The sequence below is a fragment of the Geodermatophilus sp. TF02-6 genome (assembly GCF_003319115.1).
Taxonomy (GTDB): Bacteria; Actinomycetota; Actinomycetes; order Mycobacteriales; family Geodermatophilaceae; genus Geodermatophilus.
The window spans coordinates 88888-108028 of record NZ_QOHF01000011.1; the positions used below are offsets into that span (position 1 = coordinate 88888).

General features: G+C 75.3%; 19 protein-coding genes. 3 read left to right on the forward strand and 16 right to left on the reverse strand.

Annotation, left to right across the window (positions count from 1 at the left end):
• The first annotated feature begins 118 nt into the window (after positions 1–118).
• Positions 119–664, forward strand: coding sequence for a YbhB/YbcL family Raf kinase inhibitor-like protein (locus DQ238_RS11840; RefSeq protein ID WP_113781479.1), 546 nt, complete (start codon positions 119–121; stop codon positions 662–664).
• Between the two features lie 111 nt (positions 665–775).
• Positions 776–1669: a serine hydrolase gene (locus DQ238_RS11845; RefSeq protein WP_113781480.1), complete on the forward strand. Its 894-nt coding sequence runs from the start codon at positions 776–778 to the stop codon at positions 1667–1669.
• A gap of 6 nt (positions 1670–1675) precedes the next feature.
• Here DQ238_RS11845 and DQ238_RS11850 read toward each other — a convergent pair whose 3' ends face one another.
• Complete coding sequence (locus DQ238_RS11850) at positions 1676–2539, reverse strand: GNAT family N-acetyltransferase (RefSeq protein ID WP_113781481.1); 864 nt, start codon at positions 2537–2539, stop codon at positions 1676–1678.
• 102 nt (positions 2540–2641) lie between these two features.
• Between DQ238_RS11850 and coaA the strand changes: the two genes are divergently transcribed.
• Complete coding sequence (coaA, locus tag DQ238_RS11855; RefSeq protein WP_113781482.1) at positions 2642–3604, forward strand: type I pantothenate kinase; 963 nt, start codon at positions 2642–2644, stop codon at positions 3602–3604.
• A gap of 165 nt (positions 3605–3769) precedes the next feature.
• Here coaA and gcvP read toward each other — a convergent pair whose 3' ends face one another.
• The 15 genes from gcvP to DQ238_RS23250 form a co-directional block, all read right to left on the reverse strand.
• Positions 3770–6772: an aminomethyl-transferring glycine dehydrogenase gene (gene gcvP, locus DQ238_RS11860; RefSeq protein WP_199506300.1), complete on the reverse strand. Its 3003-nt coding sequence runs from the start codon at positions 6770–6772 to the stop codon at positions 3770–3772.
• A 194-nt stretch (positions 6773–6966) separates the two neighbouring features.
• Positions 6967–7488 (reverse strand): MerR family transcriptional regulator, encoded by a 522-nt coding sequence (locus tag DQ238_RS11865; protein WP_233495913.1) that lies wholly within the window; start codon positions 7486–7488, stop codon positions 6967–6969.
• Between the two features lie 302 nt (positions 7489–7790).
• Complete coding sequence (locus tag DQ238_RS11870; RefSeq protein WP_113781484.1) at positions 7791–8279, reverse strand: bifunctional nuclease family protein; 489 nt, start codon at positions 8277–8279, stop codon at positions 7791–7793.
• Positions 8280–8412: 133 nt separating this feature from the next.
• A complete protein-coding gene (locus DQ238_RS11875) occupies positions 8413–9138 on the reverse strand; it encodes a MerR family transcriptional regulator (protein ID WP_233495901.1) in 726 nt (241 codons plus the stop codon).
• A 46-nt stretch (positions 9139–9184) separates the two neighbouring features.
• Positions 9185–9700: an FHA domain-containing protein gene (locus tag DQ238_RS11880; RefSeq protein ID WP_113781485.1), complete on the reverse strand. Its 516-nt coding sequence runs from the start codon at positions 9698–9700 to the stop codon at positions 9185–9187.
• A gap of 354 nt (positions 9701–10054) precedes the next feature.
• Positions 10055–10462, reverse strand: coding sequence for a glycine cleavage system protein GcvH (gene gcvH / locus DQ238_RS11885; RefSeq protein ID WP_113781486.1), 408 nt, complete (start codon positions 10460–10462; stop codon positions 10055–10057).
• 45 nt (positions 10463–10507) lie between these two features.
• Entirely contained in the window at positions 10508–11416 is a 909-nt protein-coding gene (locus DQ238_RS11890) for a DUF881 domain-containing protein (RefSeq protein ID WP_113781487.1), read from the reverse strand.
• Positions 11413–11745: a small basic family protein gene (locus DQ238_RS11895; protein ID WP_113781488.1), complete on the reverse strand. Its 333-nt coding sequence runs from the start codon at positions 11743–11745 to the stop codon at positions 11413–11415. The genes DQ238_RS11890 and DQ238_RS11895 overlap by 4 nt, the downstream gene beginning before the upstream one ends.
• Positions 11746–11747: 2 nt before the next feature.
• Positions 11748–12695 (reverse strand): DUF881 domain-containing protein, encoded by a 948-nt coding sequence (locus DQ238_RS11900; protein ID WP_113781489.1) that lies wholly within the window; start codon positions 12693–12695, stop codon positions 11748–11750.
• The gene (locus DQ238_RS11905) at positions 12692–13348 is read right to left on the reverse strand and encodes a CDP-alcohol phosphatidyltransferase family protein (RefSeq protein ID WP_199506302.1); all 657 of its coding nucleotides are present in this window, start codon (positions 13346–13348) and stop codon (positions 12692–12694) included. Before DQ238_RS11905 ends, DQ238_RS11900 begins: the two co-directional genes overlap by 4 nt.
• Positions 13349–13562: 214 nt before the next feature.
• Positions 13563–15647 carry an elongation factor G-like protein EF-G2 gene (locus tag DQ238_RS11910; protein ID WP_113781490.1) on the reverse strand — a complete coding sequence of 695 codons (2085 nt, stop codon included), beginning with the start codon at positions 15645–15647 and terminating at the stop codon, positions 13563–13565.
• A 6-nt stretch (positions 15648–15653) separates the two neighbouring features.
• Entirely contained in the window at positions 15654–15848 is a 195-nt protein-coding gene (locus tag DQ238_RS11915; RefSeq protein ID WP_113781491.1) for a DUF1918 domain-containing protein, read from the reverse strand.
• Between the two features lie 737 nt (positions 15849–16585).
• Positions 16586–17704 carry an NDMA-dependent alcohol dehydrogenase gene (locus tag DQ238_RS11920; protein WP_113781492.1) on the reverse strand — a complete coding sequence of 373 codons (1119 nt, stop codon included), beginning with the start codon at positions 17702–17704 and terminating at the stop codon, positions 16586–16588.
• A gap of 489 nt (positions 17705–18193) precedes the next feature.
• Positions 18194–18337 (reverse strand): hypothetical protein, encoded by a 144-nt coding sequence (locus tag DQ238_RS23245; protein WP_199506303.1) that lies wholly within the window; start codon positions 18335–18337, stop codon positions 18194–18196.
• Between the two features lie 388 nt (positions 18338–18725).
• Positions 18726–19097: a hypothetical protein gene (locus tag DQ238_RS23250; RefSeq protein WP_199506304.1), complete on the reverse strand. Its 372-nt coding sequence runs from the start codon at positions 19095–19097 to the stop codon at positions 18726–18728.
• Positions 19098–19141: the final 44 nt, after the last annotated feature.

Consider the following 19141-nt stretch of genomic DNA (forward strand, 5'->3'; position numbering starts at 1 on the left):
ACCGCCCGTGGGCGGGAAACGCGCTGTTCACCGACGCGCGCAGCGGGCGCGTCCTGCCTAGGGTCGGCTGGGCGGGACCCACGAGACCGCCCGTCCGCCCGAGCCGAGGAGAGCACCCATGGCCGACCGCCCGACGCCCCCGAGCCCCTACGAGTTCCTCCCGCAGGTGCCCAGCTTCGAGGTCACCAGCACCGACTGCGCCGACGGCACGCCGCTGCCCATGCCGCAGGTCAGCGGCGTCATGGGCGCCGGCGGGGAGGACCGCTCCCCGCAGCTGTCCTGGTCGGGCTTCCCCGAGGGCACCCGCAGCTTCGCGGTCACCGTGTACGACCCCGACGCGCCCACCCACAGCGGCTTCTGGCACTGGGCCGTGGCCGACATCCCCGCCTCGGTGACCGAGCTGCCCAGCGGCGCGGGCGACCGGGAGGGGTCCGGCCTGCCCGAGGGGGCGGTCCAGCTGCGCAACGACGCGGGCTTCCCCGGCTACGTCGGCGCCGCTCCGCCGGCCGGACACGGCCCGCACCGCTACTTCGTCACCGTGCACGCCGTCGACACCGAACGGCTGGACCTCACCCCCGACACCACGCCGGCGGTCCTGGGGTTCAACCTGTTCGGCCACACCCTCGGCCGGGCGACCCTGCTGGCCACCTACGAGCAGGAGTGACCAGCGGGGAGTGAGCGGCCGGCACGCCCGGGTGACCGCGCGCGGTGGAGGACGCCAGGTCGTTGCTCGAAGCCCTGAGCTCCTGTCCTCCAGTAGGCGCACCATGACGGGATGCCGAGGGGCCCGTCGCGCCGCGCGCAGCCCCGGCGTGCCCGCCGTGTCGGGCTGCTCCCGGCGCTGCTGGTGCTCCTCGGGGTGCTGGTCGTCCCCGGGCGGGCGGGAGCGGACGGGCGCCCGGCCGCCGAGATCGTCCCGGCGGTCACGGCCGCCTACGGGCCCACCGGAACCTTCGCGGTGGTCGTCGCCCGCCAGCAGACCCGCGCCGAGGGGCGATCGCTGCGCGCTGCCGAGGCGCGCAGCGCCCGCGTCGAGGCGGCGAGCGCGGACAACGGGCTGGCCGACCGGCCGTTCGCGACGGCCTCGCTGGCGAAGCTGTTCGTCGCCGAGGACGTCCTGCACCGCGCCCGGACCGGCGCGGTCGCCCTGGAGCCGGCCGACCTGGCGTGGCTGCAGGAGATGATCCGCAGCTCCGGCGACCTGGCCGCCTCGCTCCTGTGGGAGCGCTTCGACGGCGACCGCATGGTCCGCGACGTCGCCGCCCGCTACGGCCTCACCGGCACCGCACCGCCCCGGATCTCGGGGCAGTGGGGGGAGACGACGACCACCGCCCGCGACCTCGCCCGGTTCCTCACCCGGCTCCCGCTGGTCGCCCACCCCGCCGACGCCGCCACCCTGCTGGAGTGGATGCGCTCGGCCACGCCGACCGCCGCCGACGGCTTCGACCAGCGCTTCGGCATCCTCGGCACCGCACCCGGACGACCTGCGGTGAAACAGGCGTGGATGTGCTGCGTCGCCGGCGCCAAGCACCTGCACTCGACGGGCCTGGTCGGCTCCCGGGTCGTGGTGCTGCTCAGCGAGGTGCCGCAGTCGGTGAGCTGGGACGCGGCGCGCACGGCGCTGAGCGCGGCGGCGGCCGCGGTCCCGCCACCGCACGAGCCCTGCTGAGCCCGCTCAGGACGGGCCGCGGCCCCCGACGGGGAGCTCGCCGGCAGCGTCGTCCGGCAGCCCGATAGCGTCGTCCGGCAGCTCGGCGTCGCCGACGGTGGCCAACCGGGCGAAGCCGACCCGCTCGTACACGCGCGCGACGTCGTCGTCCCCGGCGACCAGGAACACCAGGTCGGCGCTCTCCCGGGCGTGCGCGGTCAGCGCGGACGCCAGCCCCGCGCCCAGCCCCCGGCCGCGCAGCCGCGGCAGGGTCGCGACGCCGACGATCTCGCTGACCTCGCCACCCCCGACGTCCACCGGGTTGTGCGAGCCGACCGCCACCGGTTCCCCGTCCTCGACCGCGACCATCAGCACGGTGCGCCCGCTGGCGATCCGCTCGCGCAGCACGGCGGTGCGCGCGGAGTCCACGGCCGTACCGACCGTCGTCCCACCGACCTTCGAGCGCGGGCCCGGGTGGGCGAAGGCGATGGAGGCCAGCCGCTCGTAGCGGGGCAGCCGGGGGTCGTCGGCGCCGACCAGGTAGAGCCGCACGCCGTGCGGCAGCAGCAGGTCCACCGGGTCCGCGGCGACCAGCAGCGGGGACTCCCGGACGGCCAGCCCGGCCGCCCGGACGGCGGCGGCGGCCGTGGGCGAGCACTCGTCCACCCACTCCAGCGCCACCGGCAGCCCTGCCCGCCGCTGCAGCGCCACGGCGGCGCGCACGTCGTCGGCGGTGACCGCCTCCCCCGGCCGCGGACGCGCCGGGTGGGGCCAGGCGGGAGTGCCGACCGGGACGTCGACGGCGCCGGCTGTCTCGGTGCGCGCGTCCGGCAGCGGCGCGGCGGCGAAGTACCGCTCGATGCACTCGAGCAGCCCGGGCGAGGGGGGCACACCGGCACCCTAGACGGCCGGCGGGACGACGTCGGGGGCCCGACCGGCTGCTGGGCCTGCCGGGCAACCCGCGCGGGTGAGGCCGACCGGCCGGACGGCACGATGGGCGCCGTGACGGCAGAGACACGACAGCACGTCTCGCCCTACGCGGTGTTCGACCGCGCCTCGTGGCGGGCCCTCGCGGCCGGCAGCCGGCCGCCGCTCGACGAGGCGCAGCTGACCTCGCTGGCCAGCCTCGGCGACCGGATCGACCTCGACGAGGTGGCCACGGTCTACCTGCCGCTGGCCGGACTGCTGCGGCTGCACGTCGAGGCCAGCCGGCGGCTGTGGGCGGCGCAGAGCGAGTTCCTCGGCGACTCCACCGCCAAGGTGCCCTACGTCATCGCGGTGGCCGGCAGCGTCGCCGTCGGCAAGAGCACCACCTCGCGGCTGCTGCAGACCCTGCTCGCGGCCGGGCCGGGTTCCCCGCGGGTCGACCTGGTGACCACCGACGGCTTCCTGCTGCCCAACGCCGAGCTGGCGGACCGTGGGCTGCTCGGCCGCAAGGGCTTTCCGGAGAGCTACGACCGGCGGGCCCTACTGCGCTTCCTGGCCGACGTGAAATCCGGACGCGGAGAGGTCAGCGCCCCGCTGTACGACCACCAGTCCTACGACGTCGTCCCGGGCGCCCGCCAGGTCGTCGACCGCCCCGACATCCTGGTGCTCGAGGGGCTCAACGTGCTGCAGGCCGGCCGGCTGCCCGACGCCAGCACCCCCGAGGTCTTCCTCTCCGACTTCTTCGACTTCTCCGTCTACGTCGACGCCGCCGAGTCCGACATCCAGCGGTGGTACGTCCACCGCTTCCTCACGCTGCGCCGGACGGCGTTCGCCGACACCGGCGCCTACTTCCACCGCTTCGCCGACCTGACCGACGAGCAGGCGCGCCGGACCGCTCTCGACATCTGGGCCGCGGTCAACGGCCCCAACCTCCGCGACAACATCGCCCCGACCCGGTCGCGGGCCCGGCTGGTGCTGCAGAAGGCCGCCGACCACGAGGTGCGCCGGATCCTGCTGCGCAAGATCTGACGCCTGGTCCCCGAGCGGGGCCGGGCCCGCGTCGTTGTTGGTGACTTCTTGACTTTTTCAGCTGTCAGTTGGGGATAACGGGAATGGCAGCGGAGTACTCCGCCGCGAGGCGGCGCCACCGCACCGCGGGAGGAGTCCGGCGCGGCGCCGGCGCCCGCAGAGCAGCTACGCCTGCGCGCCGGCCGGCACGGCGTCGGCCGCCGTCCCCAGGTCGTCCGGTGCGCCCTCGACCCGGCTCGGGAGCCGCGCCACAGGACCCGGCGCGGGCTCGGGCTCGGCGAACGCCTCGGGCGGCGGGCACGAGCAGACCAGGTTGCGGTCGCCGTGAGCCTGGTCGATCCGGCGCACCGGCGGCAGGTAGCCGCGACCGCGCAGCGCGGGCAGCGGGTACACCGCGACCTCCCGCGGATAGGGCCGGTCCCACTCCCCGACCACCATCGCCAGCGTGTGCGGCGCGTTGCGCAGCGGGTTGTCCGTCCGGTCGTACTCGCCGGTGGCCACCTTCTCGATCTCGCCCCGGATGGCCACCATCGCATCGACGAACCGGTCGAGCTCGCCCACGTCCTCGCTCTCGGTGGGCTCGACCATCAGCGTGCCGGCGACCGGGAAGCTCATCGTCGGCGCGTGGAAGCCGTAGTCGATCAGCCGCTTGGCGATGTCGTCGTTGGTGATCCCGGTGGCCTTGGTCAGCGGCCGGACGTCGAGGATGCACTCGTGCGCGACCAGCCCGTCCGCGCCGGTGTAGAGCACCGGGTAGTGCTCGCGCAGCCGGGTGGCGAGGTAGTTGGCGGCGAGGATCGCGTGCTCGGTGGCGAGGGTCAGCCCGTCGGGGCCCATCAACCGCAGGTAGGCCCAGGAGATCGGCAGGATGCCGGCCGACCCCCACGGCGCCGCGGACACGGTCGGCCCGGAGGCGCCGGTGTCCACGACCGGGTGGCCGGGCAGGAACGGCACCAGGTGCGCCGCGACGCCGATCGGCCCGACGCCGGGCCCGCCGCCGCCGTGCGGGATGCAGAAGGTCTTGTGCAGGTTGAGGTGGCTGACGTCGGAGCCGAACCGCCCCGGCCGGGCCAGGCCGACCATCGCGTTGAGGTTGGCGCCGTCGACGTAGACCTGGCCGCCGGCGTCGTGCACCGCCGCGCAGACCTCCCCGATCCCGGTCTCGAAGACACCGTGCGTCGACGGGTAGGTGATCATGACCGCGGCCAGCCGCTCGGCGTGCTGGTCCACCTTCCGCTGCAGGTCGTCGACGTCGACGTTGCCCGCCTCGTCGCAGGCCACCACCACGACCCGCATGCCGGCCATGACCGCGCTGGCCGCGTTGGTGCCGTGCGCCGACGACGGGATCAGGCACACGTCGCGCTGCTCCTCGCCGCGGGAACGGTGGTAGCCGCGGATGGCCAGCAGGCCGGCGAACTCCCCCTGCGACCCGGCGTTGGGCTGGACGCTCACCGCGGCGTACCCGGTGACCTCGGCCAGCGCGGTGCACAGCTCGTCGATCAGCTGCCGGTACCCGCGGGCCTGCTCGGCCGGGGCGAACGGGTGCAGCTGGGCGAACTCCGGCCAGGTGATCGCCGCCATCTCCACCGCGGAGTTCAGCTTCATCGTGCACGAGCCCAGCGGGATCATGGTGCGGTCGAGTGCCAGGTCCTTGTCCGCCAGCGACCGCAGGTGACGCAGCAGCGCCGTCTCCGAGCGGTGCGCCGCGAACACCGGGTGGGTGAGGAAGGGGGTGCGCCGGCGCAGCTCCGGTGCGAGGGCGTCGGCGCCGTCGTCGTCCAGCACCGCGACATCGACCGGGACGCCGAAGGCCTCGGCCACCGCGCGGAGCGTGTCGACCGTCGTCGTCTCGTCGCAGGCGACGCCGACGGTGTCGTCGTCCACCCGGCGCAGGTTGATCCGCCGCGCCGCGGCGGCGGCGACCACCTCGGCTGCGCGGCCGGGCACCCGGGCCTGCACGGTGTCGAAGAACCGGTCGTGGACCACCTGCACTCCCCCGGCCCGCAGCCAGGCCGCCAGCGCCTGCGCGCCGCGGTGCACCCGGGCGGCGATCGCGGTGAGCCCCTCGGCGCCGTGGTAGACCGCGTAGGCGCCGGCCATGACGGCCAGGAGCACCTGGGCGGTGCAGATGTTGCTGGTCGCCTTCTCCCGGCGGATGTGCTGCTCGCGGGTCTGCAGGGCCAGCCGGTAGGCGACGTCGCCGTCGGCGTCCACCGAGACGCCGACCAGCCGGCCGGGCAGCTGGCGGGCCAGCCCCTCGCGCACCGACAGGTAGCCGGCGTGCGGACCGCCGTACCCCATGGGGACGCCGAAGCGCTGCGAGCTGCCGCAGGCGACGTCGGCACCCCACTCCCCCGGCGCCTCGAGCAGGGTGAGTGCGAGCAGGTCGGCGGCGACGACGACCGCGGCGCCCGCCCGGTGCGCGGCGGCGGCCAGCGCGCGGTGGTCGCGGACCGCGCCGGACGCGCCCGGGTAGGACAGCAGGACGCCGAACGCGCCGGCCTCGGGCAGGTCGGCCGGCCAGCCGGCGGACAGGTCGGCGACGTGCAGCCGGATGCCCTGCGGCTCGGCGCGGGTGTGCAGGACGGCGAGGGTCTGCGGCAGCGTGTCGGCGTCGACGACGAAGACGGCCGGGTCGTCGCCGCCCCGCCTGCCTGCCCGACGGACCAGGGTCATCGCCTCGGCGGCGGCGGTGGCCTCGTCGAGCATCGAGGCGCCGGCGACCGGCAGGCCGGTGAGGTCGGCGACCACCGTCTGGAAGGTGAGCAGCGCCTCGAGCCGGCCCTGGCTGATCTCCGGCTGGTAGGGGGTGTAGGCGGTGTACCAGGCCGGGTTCTCCAGGACGGCGCGCTGGATGACCGCCGGCGTGACCGTCGCGGAGTAGCCCAGCCCGATCATCGAGGTGTAGACGTCGTTGGCCGCGGCGCGCTCGCGCAGCAGCCGCAGCACGGTCGCCTCGTCGGCCGCGGGCGGCAGGTCCAACGGGGCGCGGTCGCGGACGCCCTCGGGCACGCACGCGTCGACCAGCGACTGCAGTGTCGGGTGACCGACGGCGGCGAGCATCGCCGCGGTCTGCTCGGGTCGCGGGCCGATGTGCCGGCCGGCGAAGGACCCCGCGGGGTCCAGCGAGCTCAGTGCAGGGAGGGCATCACGACCGCGGTCCACCACCACTGGCAGGCTACCAGCGGACATGAGCCGGCCCGGCGGCGTCGTCCTGCCCGGCGTGGTCCTGCGGATGATCAGCTCACCTGGTCGTCGTGCGTCCGGGCTCACCGTCGACGGTGAGCCCGGACGCACGACGGTGAGCTCAGCTGGTCATCCGCAGGACGGCGGTGGTGGGTTCCCCGCTGCCCCGGGGTGGGTCACACCGCGGCGCGGCGGCGGCGGCGCAGCGAGAGCTCGTCGTCGGTCGGGTGCACGGTGCCGCCGTCGATGCGCTCGGCGGGCAGCTCGGCGATGTCGCCGGACAGCTCGCGCAGCGCGCCGGAGACGGCGATGCCGAAGACACCCTGGCCGCCGGCGAGCAGGTCGACGACCTCCTCGGCGGAGGTGCACTCGTACACCGTGGCGCCGTCGGAGAAGAGCGTGACGTTGGCGAGGTCCTTGATCCCGCGGTTGCGCAGGTGGTCGACCGCCTTGCGGATGTTCTGCAGGGACACCCCGGTGTCCAGCAGCCGCTTGACCACCTTCAGCACGAGGATGTCGCGGAAGGAGTACAGCCGCTGAGTGCCCGAGCCGGTCGCGCTGCGGACCGACGGGGCGACCAGCCCGGTACGGGCCCAGTAGTCCAGCTGGCGGTAGGTGATGCCGGCAGCGGCGCACGCCGTCGGGCCGCGGTACCCGACGAGGTCGGTGTCGACCTCGTCGTAGGACGGTGCCCCCACGGCGGCGTCGCTGAAGAGCTGACCCTGGGAGCCGTTGCTCTGGTCGCTCACGTCAGCGTCCTCCTCTGCGTTCCGCAGCGGTCGCCGCGGTGGCCCGGTGTGACGCTGGGTCGTGTCACTGCATGTCCCAGGCGTCACACCGGTGTTGTTCGCCGACGGTAAGCCGGGGCCAGGAGCGGGTCAACTGAGCCCGGCGGCGTGTCGCGGCACTCATCCAACCGAGGGGTATCGGCAGGTGCGGCACCGCAGTTGAGCCCGCGGGCCCGCGGATCGTCCCGCTCGCGGTGCTCCCGCGGTCGCCCTCAGGCCGGTCCGCCGGAGCCGGAGCCGGCGCCGAAGTCCTCCGGTGAGATCTGGTCGAGGAACTCGCGGAACTTCTCGACCTCGTCCTCCTGCTCGTCGGGGATCTCGATGCCCACCTCGTCGAGCAGGTCCTCCGCGCCGAAGATGGGCGCGCCGGTGCGGACGGCGAGGGCCACGGCGTCCGACGGGCGGGCGCTGACCACCCGCTCGTCGCCGAAGACCAGCTCGGCGATGTAGATGCCGTCGCGCATCTCGGTGATGTTGACCGCCTCGAGGGTGGCACCCAGCGCGCGGATCACCTCGCGCAGCAGGTCGTGGGTCATCGGCCGCGCCGGGCGCACGCCCTGCTGCTCGAAGGCGATCGCGGCGGCCTCGACCGCGCCGATCCAGATGGGCAGGTACCGCTCCCCCTGCGTCTCCTTGAGCAGCAGGATGGGCTGGTTGCCGGGCAGTTCGACCCGGACGCCGACGACTCGGAGTTCCTGCACGGTGGGGCTCCCTCAGCTGCGGCCCGGGGACGGGCGGTGGATCGGTTCTGGCGGCTGGTGGACGACGTCGGCTGCGGGGTCGGCTGCGGGGCTTCCGGTTCTCGGGCCCGACGCCGACCACGGTACGCCCGAGTCAGGGACGCAGGAGGTCCCGCAGGCGCGCCTCCAGCAACGCGCCGTGCAGCTGCGCCGACAGCGCGGCCAGCTCCCGGAGCTTCTCGGTGGCCCGGGTGCGCGCCTCCTCCGAGCGGGCCCGCAGGACCGGGGCCACCAGCTGCTCGACCAGCCCGGCCGCCCGCTCGGCACCGTTCTGGTACACGCGCAGGTGCCGGGGCTCGATGCCGTGGCGGGCCAGCCCCGCCGCCGCGCGGGCGATCGGCAGGTCGGCGACCGGGTGCCAGCCGTCGACGTCGGGGGCCAGCAGCCCGAACTGCACGCAGTCGGCCAACTGCCCCGGCTCCAGCCCGGCCGCGCGGGCGAACTGCTCGGGCGCCAGGCTGCCGGCCTCCGGCTCCTGCGCCGGCCCGGCCGCCGCCTGCGGCGGCGCACCGGGCAGCGGCTCTCCCCGGTCGAGGGCGTCGAGGTGCTCCTTGATCACCCGCAGCGGCAGGTAGTGGTCGCGCTGGGCGACCAGCACGTACCGCAGCCGGTCGACGTCGGCCGCGGAGAACTTCCGGTAGCCCGACGGCGTGCGCTGCGGGTGGACGAGGTCCTCGGACTCCAGGTAGCGGATCTTGCTGATCGTGACGTCCGGGAAGTCCTCGCGCAGGACGGTGAGCACCTCGCCGATCGTCAGGCGGGGGGTGTGCCGGTCGTCGGCGTCCCCGACCGCGGAGGCGCGGGAGGGCACCACGGTCACGCCGCCGCCGGCACCGGCGCCGTGCTCCTGCGCGTGCCGGACCCGGTCACGCGCGAGCGGCGGGCTCGCTCGTGCGCGGGCCGGTCAGGTAGACGAGCCGGAACTTGCCGATCTGCACCTCGTCGCCGCCGGCCAGCGTCGCCACGTCGACCGGCTCGCGGTTGACGTAGGTGCCGTTGAGGCTGCCCACGTCGTGGACGGAGAACCCGCCGCCCTCGCGGTGGAACTCCACGTGCCGGCGGCTGACGGTGACGTCGTCGAGGAAGATGTCGCTGTCGGGGTGCCGGCCGGCGGTGGTGACGTCCTGGTCGAGCAGGAAGCGGCTGCCGGCGTTGGGGCCCCGCTTGACGACCAGCAGCGCCGACCCGGCCGGCAGCGACTCGACCGCGCCGGCGTGGGCCTCGCTCTCGCTGACCTCGGGGGTCTCGGCGGAGTCCTCGCCGCCCACCTTGGGGATGACGCTGGTGGACTCGCCGATCCGCTCCTGGGACAGCGCCGCGCCGCACTGCGCGCAGAAGCGACTGCCCTCGGGGTTGTTGTGGCCACAACGAGTGCAGTGCACGTCTGTCTCCTCCGGTGCGGGTCGGCAGCGCCGCGGACCTGGGTGCTCGGCCGGGGGACGGCGGGCCGGACGGTCCGCCGCGGGTCGGCCGCCGTGTCGGTCGCGGCGGGCTGTGGATCATGGAACCAGTGGCCGACCCGGGGGTCAACCACACGTACAGGGTGAGCCTCGCGGTGCCCGCAGCGGGCTGCGCGGTGCCCCGCCCTGGGGAAGCATAGGAGAAGGACTCCCCGCCCCCACCACGGAAGGACCCCGTCCTCCCCGGCCTCCCTGCAGGGTCCCGCCGCGAGCCTGCGAGTGGCGGGGGGCAGGGAGGTCCTCACTGGGGCCGGCGGCGGGGCCCTGCAGGAACCGTCAGGGAGCGTCGACCAGGGCCTGGTAGGCGGGGGCGTCGAGGAGGCCGGCGGTGGGGTCGCCGGCGTCCGCGGGGATCCGGACCTCCACCAGCCAGCCGGCGCCGTAGGGGTCGGCGTTGACCGTCTCGGGGGCGTCGGTGAGCGCCTCGTTGACCGCGGTCACGACCCCGGCGACCGGCGAGTAGACGTCGGAGACCGACTTGGTCGACTCCACCTCGCCGATGGGGTTGCCCGGTGTCACCTCGGCGCCGACCTCCGGCAGCTGCACGAAGACGATGTCGCCCAGGGCGTCCTGCGCGTGGTCGGTGATGCCCACCCGGACGACGGTCGCCGCGCTCCCCTCACCCTCCAGGACCAGGGCCCACTCGTGCTGCTCGGTGTAGCGGCGGTCGTCGGGGGTGGTCATGCGGCGGCGTCTCCTGTGCGGGGGAAGGGGTGGGCCGGTCGGGTGTCAGTTCCCGTCGTCGGCGTCGGGGGAAGCGTATTGAGGCTCCTCCAGCGGCCGCAACGCGTCGACCACGACCCGCTGGGACTGCGCGATGTCCACGCTGCCGCCCTGGCGGCCGACCCGGTCGACCACGCCGCCGGGGATGTTCATCGCCGTCTGCAGGTCCTGCGGGGAGCCGATGACGAGGACCTCGTAGGGGCTGCTCACCGGGGTGCCGTCGACCAGCAGGTCGCCCGGCTCGCCGGTGACCGCGGTGGACGCCCCGACCCGGACGCCGTCGATCTGCATCGTCTCCGCGCCGGCGCCCCGCAGCTCCTGCACCGCGTCGAGCAGGTCGGCGACCCGCACCTGCCGCTCCGGGTCGCGGATGGTCACGACCAGCCCCGGCCCCTGGGCGGCGACGGTGCCGTTGAGGACGCCCAGCGCCTCGGCCCGCCGCCGGGCCTCCTCCAGCGCGGCCGCGGACCGGCTGTCGGAGCCGGTGAGCTCGCGCAGCGCGGAGCGCTGGTCGGCGATCTGGGCGCGCAGCAGGTCCTCGCGGGCGTCGAGGGTGTCGAGGATGCTCACCAGGTCCTCCTCGCGCAGGCCGGCGAGGTCCTCGTCGGTGCCGGTGTTGCGCACCTGGACGGCGATGGCGAAGCCGAGCAGCAGGGTGAGCACGCCGATGAGCAGCGCGGCCAGCGGGTCGCGCCGGCGGCGCCGGCCGGGCGCCGGGCCCACGTCCGCCGCGGGGTCGTCCGCCGCGGGGTCGTCCGCCGCGGGGTCGTCCGCCGCGGGGTCGTGCGCCGTGGTGTCCGCCGTGGTGTCGTCGGAGCCCGCGGTGGACGGCTCCTCCGCCGTCCCCCGGCGCCGCTCGGCCGCGGACGGCGCGACGCCGTCCACGCCGTGGCCCGGTCGCCGGTCGTCGCTCATGCCCGGAACACGTGTCGTCGGATGGCGGCGGCGTTGCCGAAGATGCGGATGCCGAGGACGACGACGACGGCCGTCGAGAGCTGTGCGCCCACGCCGAGCTGGTCGCCGAGGAAGACCACCAGCGCGGCGACCACCACGTTGGACACGAAGGAGATGACGAACACCTTCGCGTCGAAGATGCCGTCGAGCCGGGCGCGGGCGCCGCCGAAGACGGCGTCCAGCGCGGCGACCACGGCGATCGGCAGGTAGGGCTGCAGCCACAGGGGGACGGTCGGGTCGAACACCAGGCCGAGGACGACGCCGAGGGCCAGGCCGAGGATCGGGATCACGGTCAGCCTCCCGGCGTGGGGTCGGGGGCGGCGCTGGCGGAAGGCAGGGCGGCGGAAGGCAGGGCGGCGGGCTCCTCGGACACCGGGGCGGCGGAGCGGAGCTCGCGGGAGCTCCCGGCGGGCAGGGACAGCTCGTCCTCCTGGGCGAACTCGAACCGCAGTCGGTAGGTCTTCGAGATGACGGCGAGGGCGCCGACCTCGGGGCTGGCCAGGAACCGCGACCGCAGGGTCTCGGGGTCGCCGACGGCGCTGACCAGGTACGGGTTGGTCACCGGCCGGAAGTCGACCAGCACGGCCTCACCGGCGAAGCGGATGGCCGAGGTGGGCCCGAGCTGCTGGCCGTTGACGCCCACGGCCTCGGCGCCGGCGGCCCACAGCGCGTTGACCACCAGCTGCAGGTCGCCGTCGCGCACCAGCCCGCGGGGGTCGGCCTCCCCCGCCCCGCCGACCGGGTCGGCGTCGGCGTCGGGCTCGGCATCGGCCAGGGTGACCAGCAGGCCGGGGCCGCTCACCGGCGCGACCGCGGCGGCCAGCTCGGCGTCGGCCAGCTCGTCGAGGGCCCGCTGGCCGACGGCGCTGCTGGCCAGCGCGTCGTCCCGGGTGGCGGCGACGTCGGCGCGCAGTCGCTCGAGGTCCGCGGCGAGCGCGTCGGTGGTCGCCGACTCGGTCTCGACGTCGCCGACCAGCGCCGCTCGCACCTGCTCGCGGCCCTGCGCCCCAGCCGCGGCCCCGCCGTAGGTGACGGCGGCCAGCACCCCGGCGACGGCCGTGACCAGCGCGACCGCGACCTGCCCGCCGCGGCGCCGGAACGGTGCGGGGGCCGCCCCGGCCGCGGCCCGCGCGCGGGCGCGCCGCTCGTAGGCCGGGTCGAGGGTCTCGGCCAGCACCTGGTCGAGCAGCGAGGCGCCCAGCGAACGCGGCCCCCCGCCGCGGCGCGGCGTCGAGGTCACCGCGGTGCTCCGGCGGCGGCCCGCTCGGCGCGCACCAGGCCCACCACCTGGACGACGTAGAGGACGCCGGCCAGGACGTAGAGCGCCCCTCCCCAGATGGTGAACGCGTAGGCCACCGGACGGGCGACGGCCACCACCGGCCCCTCGCCGTCGGCCAGCAGCAGCAACGGGAAGGCGTAGAGCAGGGTGAACGTCGCCGCCTTGCCCAGGTAGTGCACCTGCAGCGGCGGGTAGCCGTAACGGCGCAGCACCAGCAGCGCCGCCCCGAGCACCACCTCGCGGCCGACGAGCACGGCGACCACCCACAGCGGCACGACGTCGCGCAGCACGAAGGCGACCAGCGTGGCGACGACGTAGAGCCGGTCGGCGGCCGGGTCGAGCAGCGCGCCCAGGCGGCTGGACTGGCCGAGCGCGCGGGCGAGCCTGCCGTCGGCCCAGTCGGTGACCCCGGAGACGGCCAGCACCACCACGGCCCAGCCGTCGGCGCGCGGGCCCAGCAGCAGCCACAGGAACAGCGGCACGCCGAGCAGGCGCAGCAGCGACAGCGCGTTGGGGACGGTCCAGACCCGGTCGGGCAGCCGGTTGCGGTCGGCTCCGAGCGGCGTGCCCGACGAGGCCGGGGCAGCAGCCGGCCCCCCGTGGGACGACGTCACAGAACCTCCAGCCCGCTGCGCACCTCCACCGAGGCTAGTGGCCCGCGCCGACGGTCTCCGGGGCGGCGCACCGCGAGGCCCACCCCTGGGCCCACTCCGAGCCTGCGGAGGGTACCGGGCGGCCCCTGCAGGTAGCAGGACCCCGTCCTCCTCACCCCTCGCAAGCTCGGGGCGAGCCTCGGGACGGGGCCGCGGCGGGCAGGGGGGTCCTCGCTCAGGCGGGCACGGCGGTCAGCGACGCCGGCGCCGGCTCGTAGCCCAGCGGGCGGCGGGTGAAGCTGCCGGTGCCGTGGGAGACCGAGCGCAGCGCCCCCGCGTAGGTGAGCAGCTCGATCTCGGGCACCTCGGCGCGCACCGTCGTCCGGTCGCGGTCGGGGTCGGCGTCGCTGCCGGTGACCCGGGCCCGCCGGCCGGACAGGTCGCTCATCACCGCGCCCACGTACTCGCCGGGGACGACGACCGCCACGTCGCACCACGGTTCGAGCACCCGGGTGCCGGCGGCCGCGGCCGCCTCGCGCAGCGCCAGCGCCCCGGCCGCCTGGAAGGCCGCGTCGGAGGAGTCGACCGAGTGGGCCTTGCCGTCGACCAGGGTGAGGTGGACGTCGACGATCGGCCGGTCGCCGGAGACCCCGCGCTCGGCCTGGGTGCGGATGCCCTTCTCCACGCTGCCGTGGAACTGGCCGGGCACCGTACCGCCGACGATGCGCTGCTCGAAGACGACGCCGGAGCCGGGCGACCCGGGCTCGGCCTCGACCACCACGATGGCGTACTGCCCGTGCCCGCCGGACTGCTTGACGTGCCGGCCGGTGACCCGGGCGGAGCCGGCGAGCGTCTCCACCATGGGAACCCGCACCGGGACGGTGTTCACCCCCACGCCGTGCCGGGTCCGCAGCCGCTCGAGCAGCACCTCGGCGTGCGCCTCGCCGATGCACCACAGCAGCAGCTGGCCGGTGTCGGGACGGCGCTCCAGCCGCACCGTCGGGTCCTCGGCGGCCAGCCGGGCCAGGGCGGTGGCCAGGCGGTCCTCGTCGGCCCGGGACGCCGCGTCCACGGCGACCGGCAGCTGCGGGGCGGGCAGCTCCCAGGGCGGCACCAGCCGCGGGTCCTCGGGCGAGGACAGCGTGTCGCCGGTCTCGGCGGAGGTGAGCCGGGCGACGGCGCAGACGTCGCCGGCCGGGCAGGCGGCGACCGGGCGCAGCGCCGCCCCCAGCGGGGAGGAGACCGCGCCGACGCGCTCGTCGACGTCGTGGTCGGGGTGGCCGCGGTCGGCCATGCCGTGCCCGGAGACGTGGACGGGGGTGTCCGGCCGCAGGGTGCCGGAGAAGACCCGGACCAGGGAGACCCGGCCCAGGTAGGGGTCGGTCGTCGTCTTGACCACCTCGGCCACCAGCGGGCCGTCGGGGTCGCACGACAGCGGGGACGCCGGGGAGCCGTCGGGGCGGGTGGCCGGCGGGCAGCCGTGCTCCAGCGGGCTCGGGAAGGCCGAGACCAGCAGGTCCAGCAGCTCGGGGACGCCGACGCCGGTCAGCGGCGCGACGCACAGGATCGGGTGGAAGTGGCCGCGGGCGACCGCCGTCTCCAGGTCGGCGACCAGGTCGGCGACGACGAGCTCCTCGCCGGCCAGGTAGCGGTCCATGAGGGTCTCGTCCTCGCTCTCGCCGATGATCCCCTCGATCAGCTCGGCGCGCAGCCGGTCGGCGTCCTGGGCGTCCGCGCCGTTCGTGTCGGGGTGGGGCTCGAGCAGCGAGACCAGCCCGGAGACGGCGCCGTCCGGCCCGCGCTGGAGCAGGTGCAGCGGGAGGACGCCGTCCCCCAGCTCGGTGCGGCAGGCGCGCACCGCGTCGTCGACGTCGGCGCGGGGACGGTCCAGCTGGGTGATCACCACGGCGCGCGGCATGCCGACGGCCGCGCACTCGTCCCACAGCGCGACCGTGGTCGCGTCGACGCCACCCACCGCGGACACGACGAACAGCGCGGCGTCGGCGGCGCGCAGGCCGGCGCGCAGCTCGCCGACGAAGTCGGGTGAGCCGGGGGTGTCGAGCAGGGTGAGGCGGTGCCCGGCGTGCTCGACGGTGGCGACGCCGAGCGACACCGACCGCTGCTGCCGGACCTCCACCTCCTCGCTGTCCAGGCAGGTGGTGCCCTCCTCGACCCGGCCGGCGCGCGGCAGGGCGCCGGTGGCGGCCAGCAGCGCCTCGGCGAGGGTGGTCTTGCCCGCGGCCGCGTGGCCCACCAGGGCCACGTTGCGCACCTTCTCGGCCGGTCGCGGGGCGGGTGCGGTCCCGGTGTCCTTGGCCACGCCGGCTCAGCCTGCCGCTGCCGGGACGACGGCGCAGGTGCCCGCCGGGTAGAAGACCCCGGTGTGCCCGTCGGGGTCCCACCGGACGACGTAGGGCGGCCCCCCGCCCTGCCCCCGGACCTCGAGCACCTCGCCGGTGCGTTCCGGCTCTCCCTGGTGGGTGGACCGGACGACGATCCTGTCCCCGACTCGCGCTTCCACGGTGACCTCCCGGCGACGGACCCGGACTGTGTGGGGTGTGACACAGCCTGCCTCCGGGCCTGGGGCGGATCAAGGGGCCCCTCTCCGGCACGGCAGGCCCGGCGGCGGGCCCCGACGGGGTACCCGCCCCCGGGGCCCGTGCTGGGCCGGTGACCAGCAGCGGACACGCGCCTGGCCAGGAGCAGGGCACGCGCCGTCCCCCGCGCGGCCTGGGCTCGGCCTGGGCTCGGCCGTTCCCTGCCGGAGTGCGGTTGTCGCGTCCCGCTTCGAGCGCCCTCGTCCCCAGGTGTGCGGTGGTGCTCGCGGAGATGTTGCATCTAGTTGGGGATAACGGATATGCCGCACGATCGGGACGGCGCCGCGAGGCTCCCGGGCGTCCTCGCTCCCCCGCGTGTCCCCGGAAGCCCTGGCGGTCCCGCACGACTTGGGGGTGACGGTGCGCTCGCCGGTCGCCCCTCGAGCCGCCGCGCCCGGCCGGGAGCGTCCCCGGGTCCTGGCGGGCCGGACGAGGCCGTGCCGGAACGCGCCCTCCCCCGCTGGGACCACCGGTCGGCGGGCGGTGGCACACGACGTGCTCCGCGGGGCGCCCCGGACAGCGCAGGGGCCGCTCCCGGTCCCTCGGGAACGGCCCCTGCTCCGGCGGGCGGACCGCAACCCGGACCGGCGGGTCCTCACCCCCCGACCATGTGGCCGGAGGCCTGCGGGGGATGGCGCTCGGGCGCACGGGGGACGGTCCCTCAGTCGAAGAGGACCACCCCTCGGATGTTCTTGCCGGCCTTCATGTCGGTGAAGCCCTGGGCGACCTGCTCGAGGGTGTAGGTCCGCGTGACGAGCTCGTCGAGCTTGAGCGTGCCGGCCGCGTACTGGGCGAGCAGGTTGGGGATGTCCCACCGCGGGTTGCACCCGCCGAAGAGCGCTCCCTGCAGCCGCTTCTGGAACACCGTGAACATCGTGTGGTGGATCGGGATGCCGACCGACTGTCGCATCCCCCCGGTCCCGGTGAGGACGACGGTGCCAGCCTTGCGGATGGAGTTGACCGCCTCGGCGATGTGGTCGCCGTTCACGACACCGACGGTGACGACGGTCGCGTCGGCCCCCTGCCCGTTGGTCATCGACTGGGCGAGGGCGGTCGCCTCCTTCATGGTGTCGGTGGCGTGCGTCGCGCCGAGCTTCACGGCGGTCTCCCGTTTGAACTCGACCGGGTCGACGGCGATGACCGCGCGGGCGCCGATGGCGTGGGCGGCCTGCACGCTGTTGATCCCGACCCCACCGACGCCCATGACGATGACCACGTCACCGGCTCGGGCGTCGGACATGTTGGTCACCGATCCCCATCCCGTGGCGACGCCGCAGCTGACCAGTGCGGCCTTGTCCAGCGGCACGTCACGGTCGATCTTCACCACCGACCGGGCGTCGACGACCGTGTGCTCGCTGAACGCCGAGACGCCGGAGGTCTGCACGACCGGCCTGCCCTGGTAGGTCATCCGGAAGCTGGTGGGGTCGTCGGGGCGCGCCCCGGTGAAGGTCTTCGCGCCGAGGTCGCAGAGGTTCTGCCGTCCGGTCGAGCACATCCGGCACCGCCCGCAGACGGTGATGAAGCTGAGCACCACGTGGTCGCCCTCGGCCCATCCGGGGGTGTCGGGGCCGACGCCGACGACGACACCGGCTCCCTCGTGCCCACCGGCCACGGGCAGCCGGGCCGGGGAGTCGCCGACGGCGACGTGGTCGTCGGTGTGACAGAGCCCGGCGGCGACCATCTCGACCAGCAGTTCGCCCTGCCGGGGTCCGTCGAGGTCGACCTCGGTCAGCTCGTACTGGCCGGGCTGTGCGTGCAGGACTGCGCTTCGGGTCTTCACGTCTGTTCCTCCCTGGAGTTCGAGGTGTCGCGGAGTTCGAGGGGTTGCGGAGTTCGAGGTGTCGCGGCCACCTGGTGGTGGTGGTGACGCCGCCGTCCGGTTCGGCCGAGCACGAGCGACTGCTCGGGAGGTGCTCGCAGAGGCCTGCCGCGCCGTCCCCGCGGTCCGGGCCGGCGTGCGCGCAGCCGCCGAACGGTGCGATGAGGGAGGGGCCGACGGGGGCGACACAGGGAGCTCGACACGTCCACCTGGGCACCCGCCTCCGCTCGACGCCATGGGGCGTCGCCCGGAGGGCCCCCCGCCGGCGACACCGAACCACGAGCTCATGGCGGCGGTCCAGGGGGTCGAGCGGCCCGCCCCGCGACCGACGGCCGGGCGCAGGCCGGGCGGCCGGTGGTGCCCGCACGGGTGCTCGGCCGGGGCGCGGCAGGTCAGCGTGCGGCGCTCACCCGGCGCAGACCGAGCGGCGGGACCTCGTCGGTCCCGGAGTCACAGCTCGAGGACCAGCTTCGGGCAGGCCGCCCTCGACACACAGATGGACATCGTGTCGTTCGCCGCCTGCTCGGCGGGGGTCAGCAGGGAGTCGCGGTGGTCGACCTCGCCGGCCAGCACCGGCGCTCGCACGTACCGCACGTCCCCTCCTGACACGAGGAGAGCACCTGGACCCCGGCCTCTCCACCACCTCGAGGACGGACCTGCCCGGCGGCACGGTGAGGGTCAGGCCGGTGGTGCCGCGGCATGCCCAGGATCGCCGGCAGGTCGATCAGGCCGACCTCGTCCTGTGGGTGGAGGGTGACCCGGTTGCCGGTCGCGTCCTCCAGCGCCTCGAGGCAGGTCCTCGAGAGGAACGTCATCGACCGGCGGCTGCGCCCCCCGTAGTGCAGCTCCCACTCCGCGCCGGCCGCTTCGGCGGCGATGTGCATCGGCAGGATCGGGGTGATCCCGATGCCACCGGCGATGTACAGGTACCGGGAGGAGTCGACTAGCGGGAAGGCGTTCCGCGGGCCGCGGACCGCGACGGTCACGCCCTCGACGAGCGTCTCGTGCACGTGTTCGGAGCCGCCCCGGCCGGGTCCCGCAGCACCGCGATCCGCCAGACCGACCGGTTGCCGGGGTCGCCGCACAGCGAGTACTGGCAGACCGTACCCGTGCACAGCTCGAGGTCGATGTGTGCCGGGCGTACTCCGCAGACCTCGACCGCCGTCGCGCCGGGGTGGTTGGCCAGCGTGGAGAGGACGCGCCAGTCGTTGACGCCGATGCCGTAGCGGTGCATGTAGAAGACCGAGTTGCCCGAGGACCAGGCGTTGGCGATCAGTGTCAGGTAGGCCGGGGTGGAGGACTCCCGGTCGATGGTCCGTGGGAACCGGTCACGCTGCAGCCCCCGGTCGTCCATCGCAGCACACCTCCACGGTCCACGGCCGGGCCGGGATCCCCGGA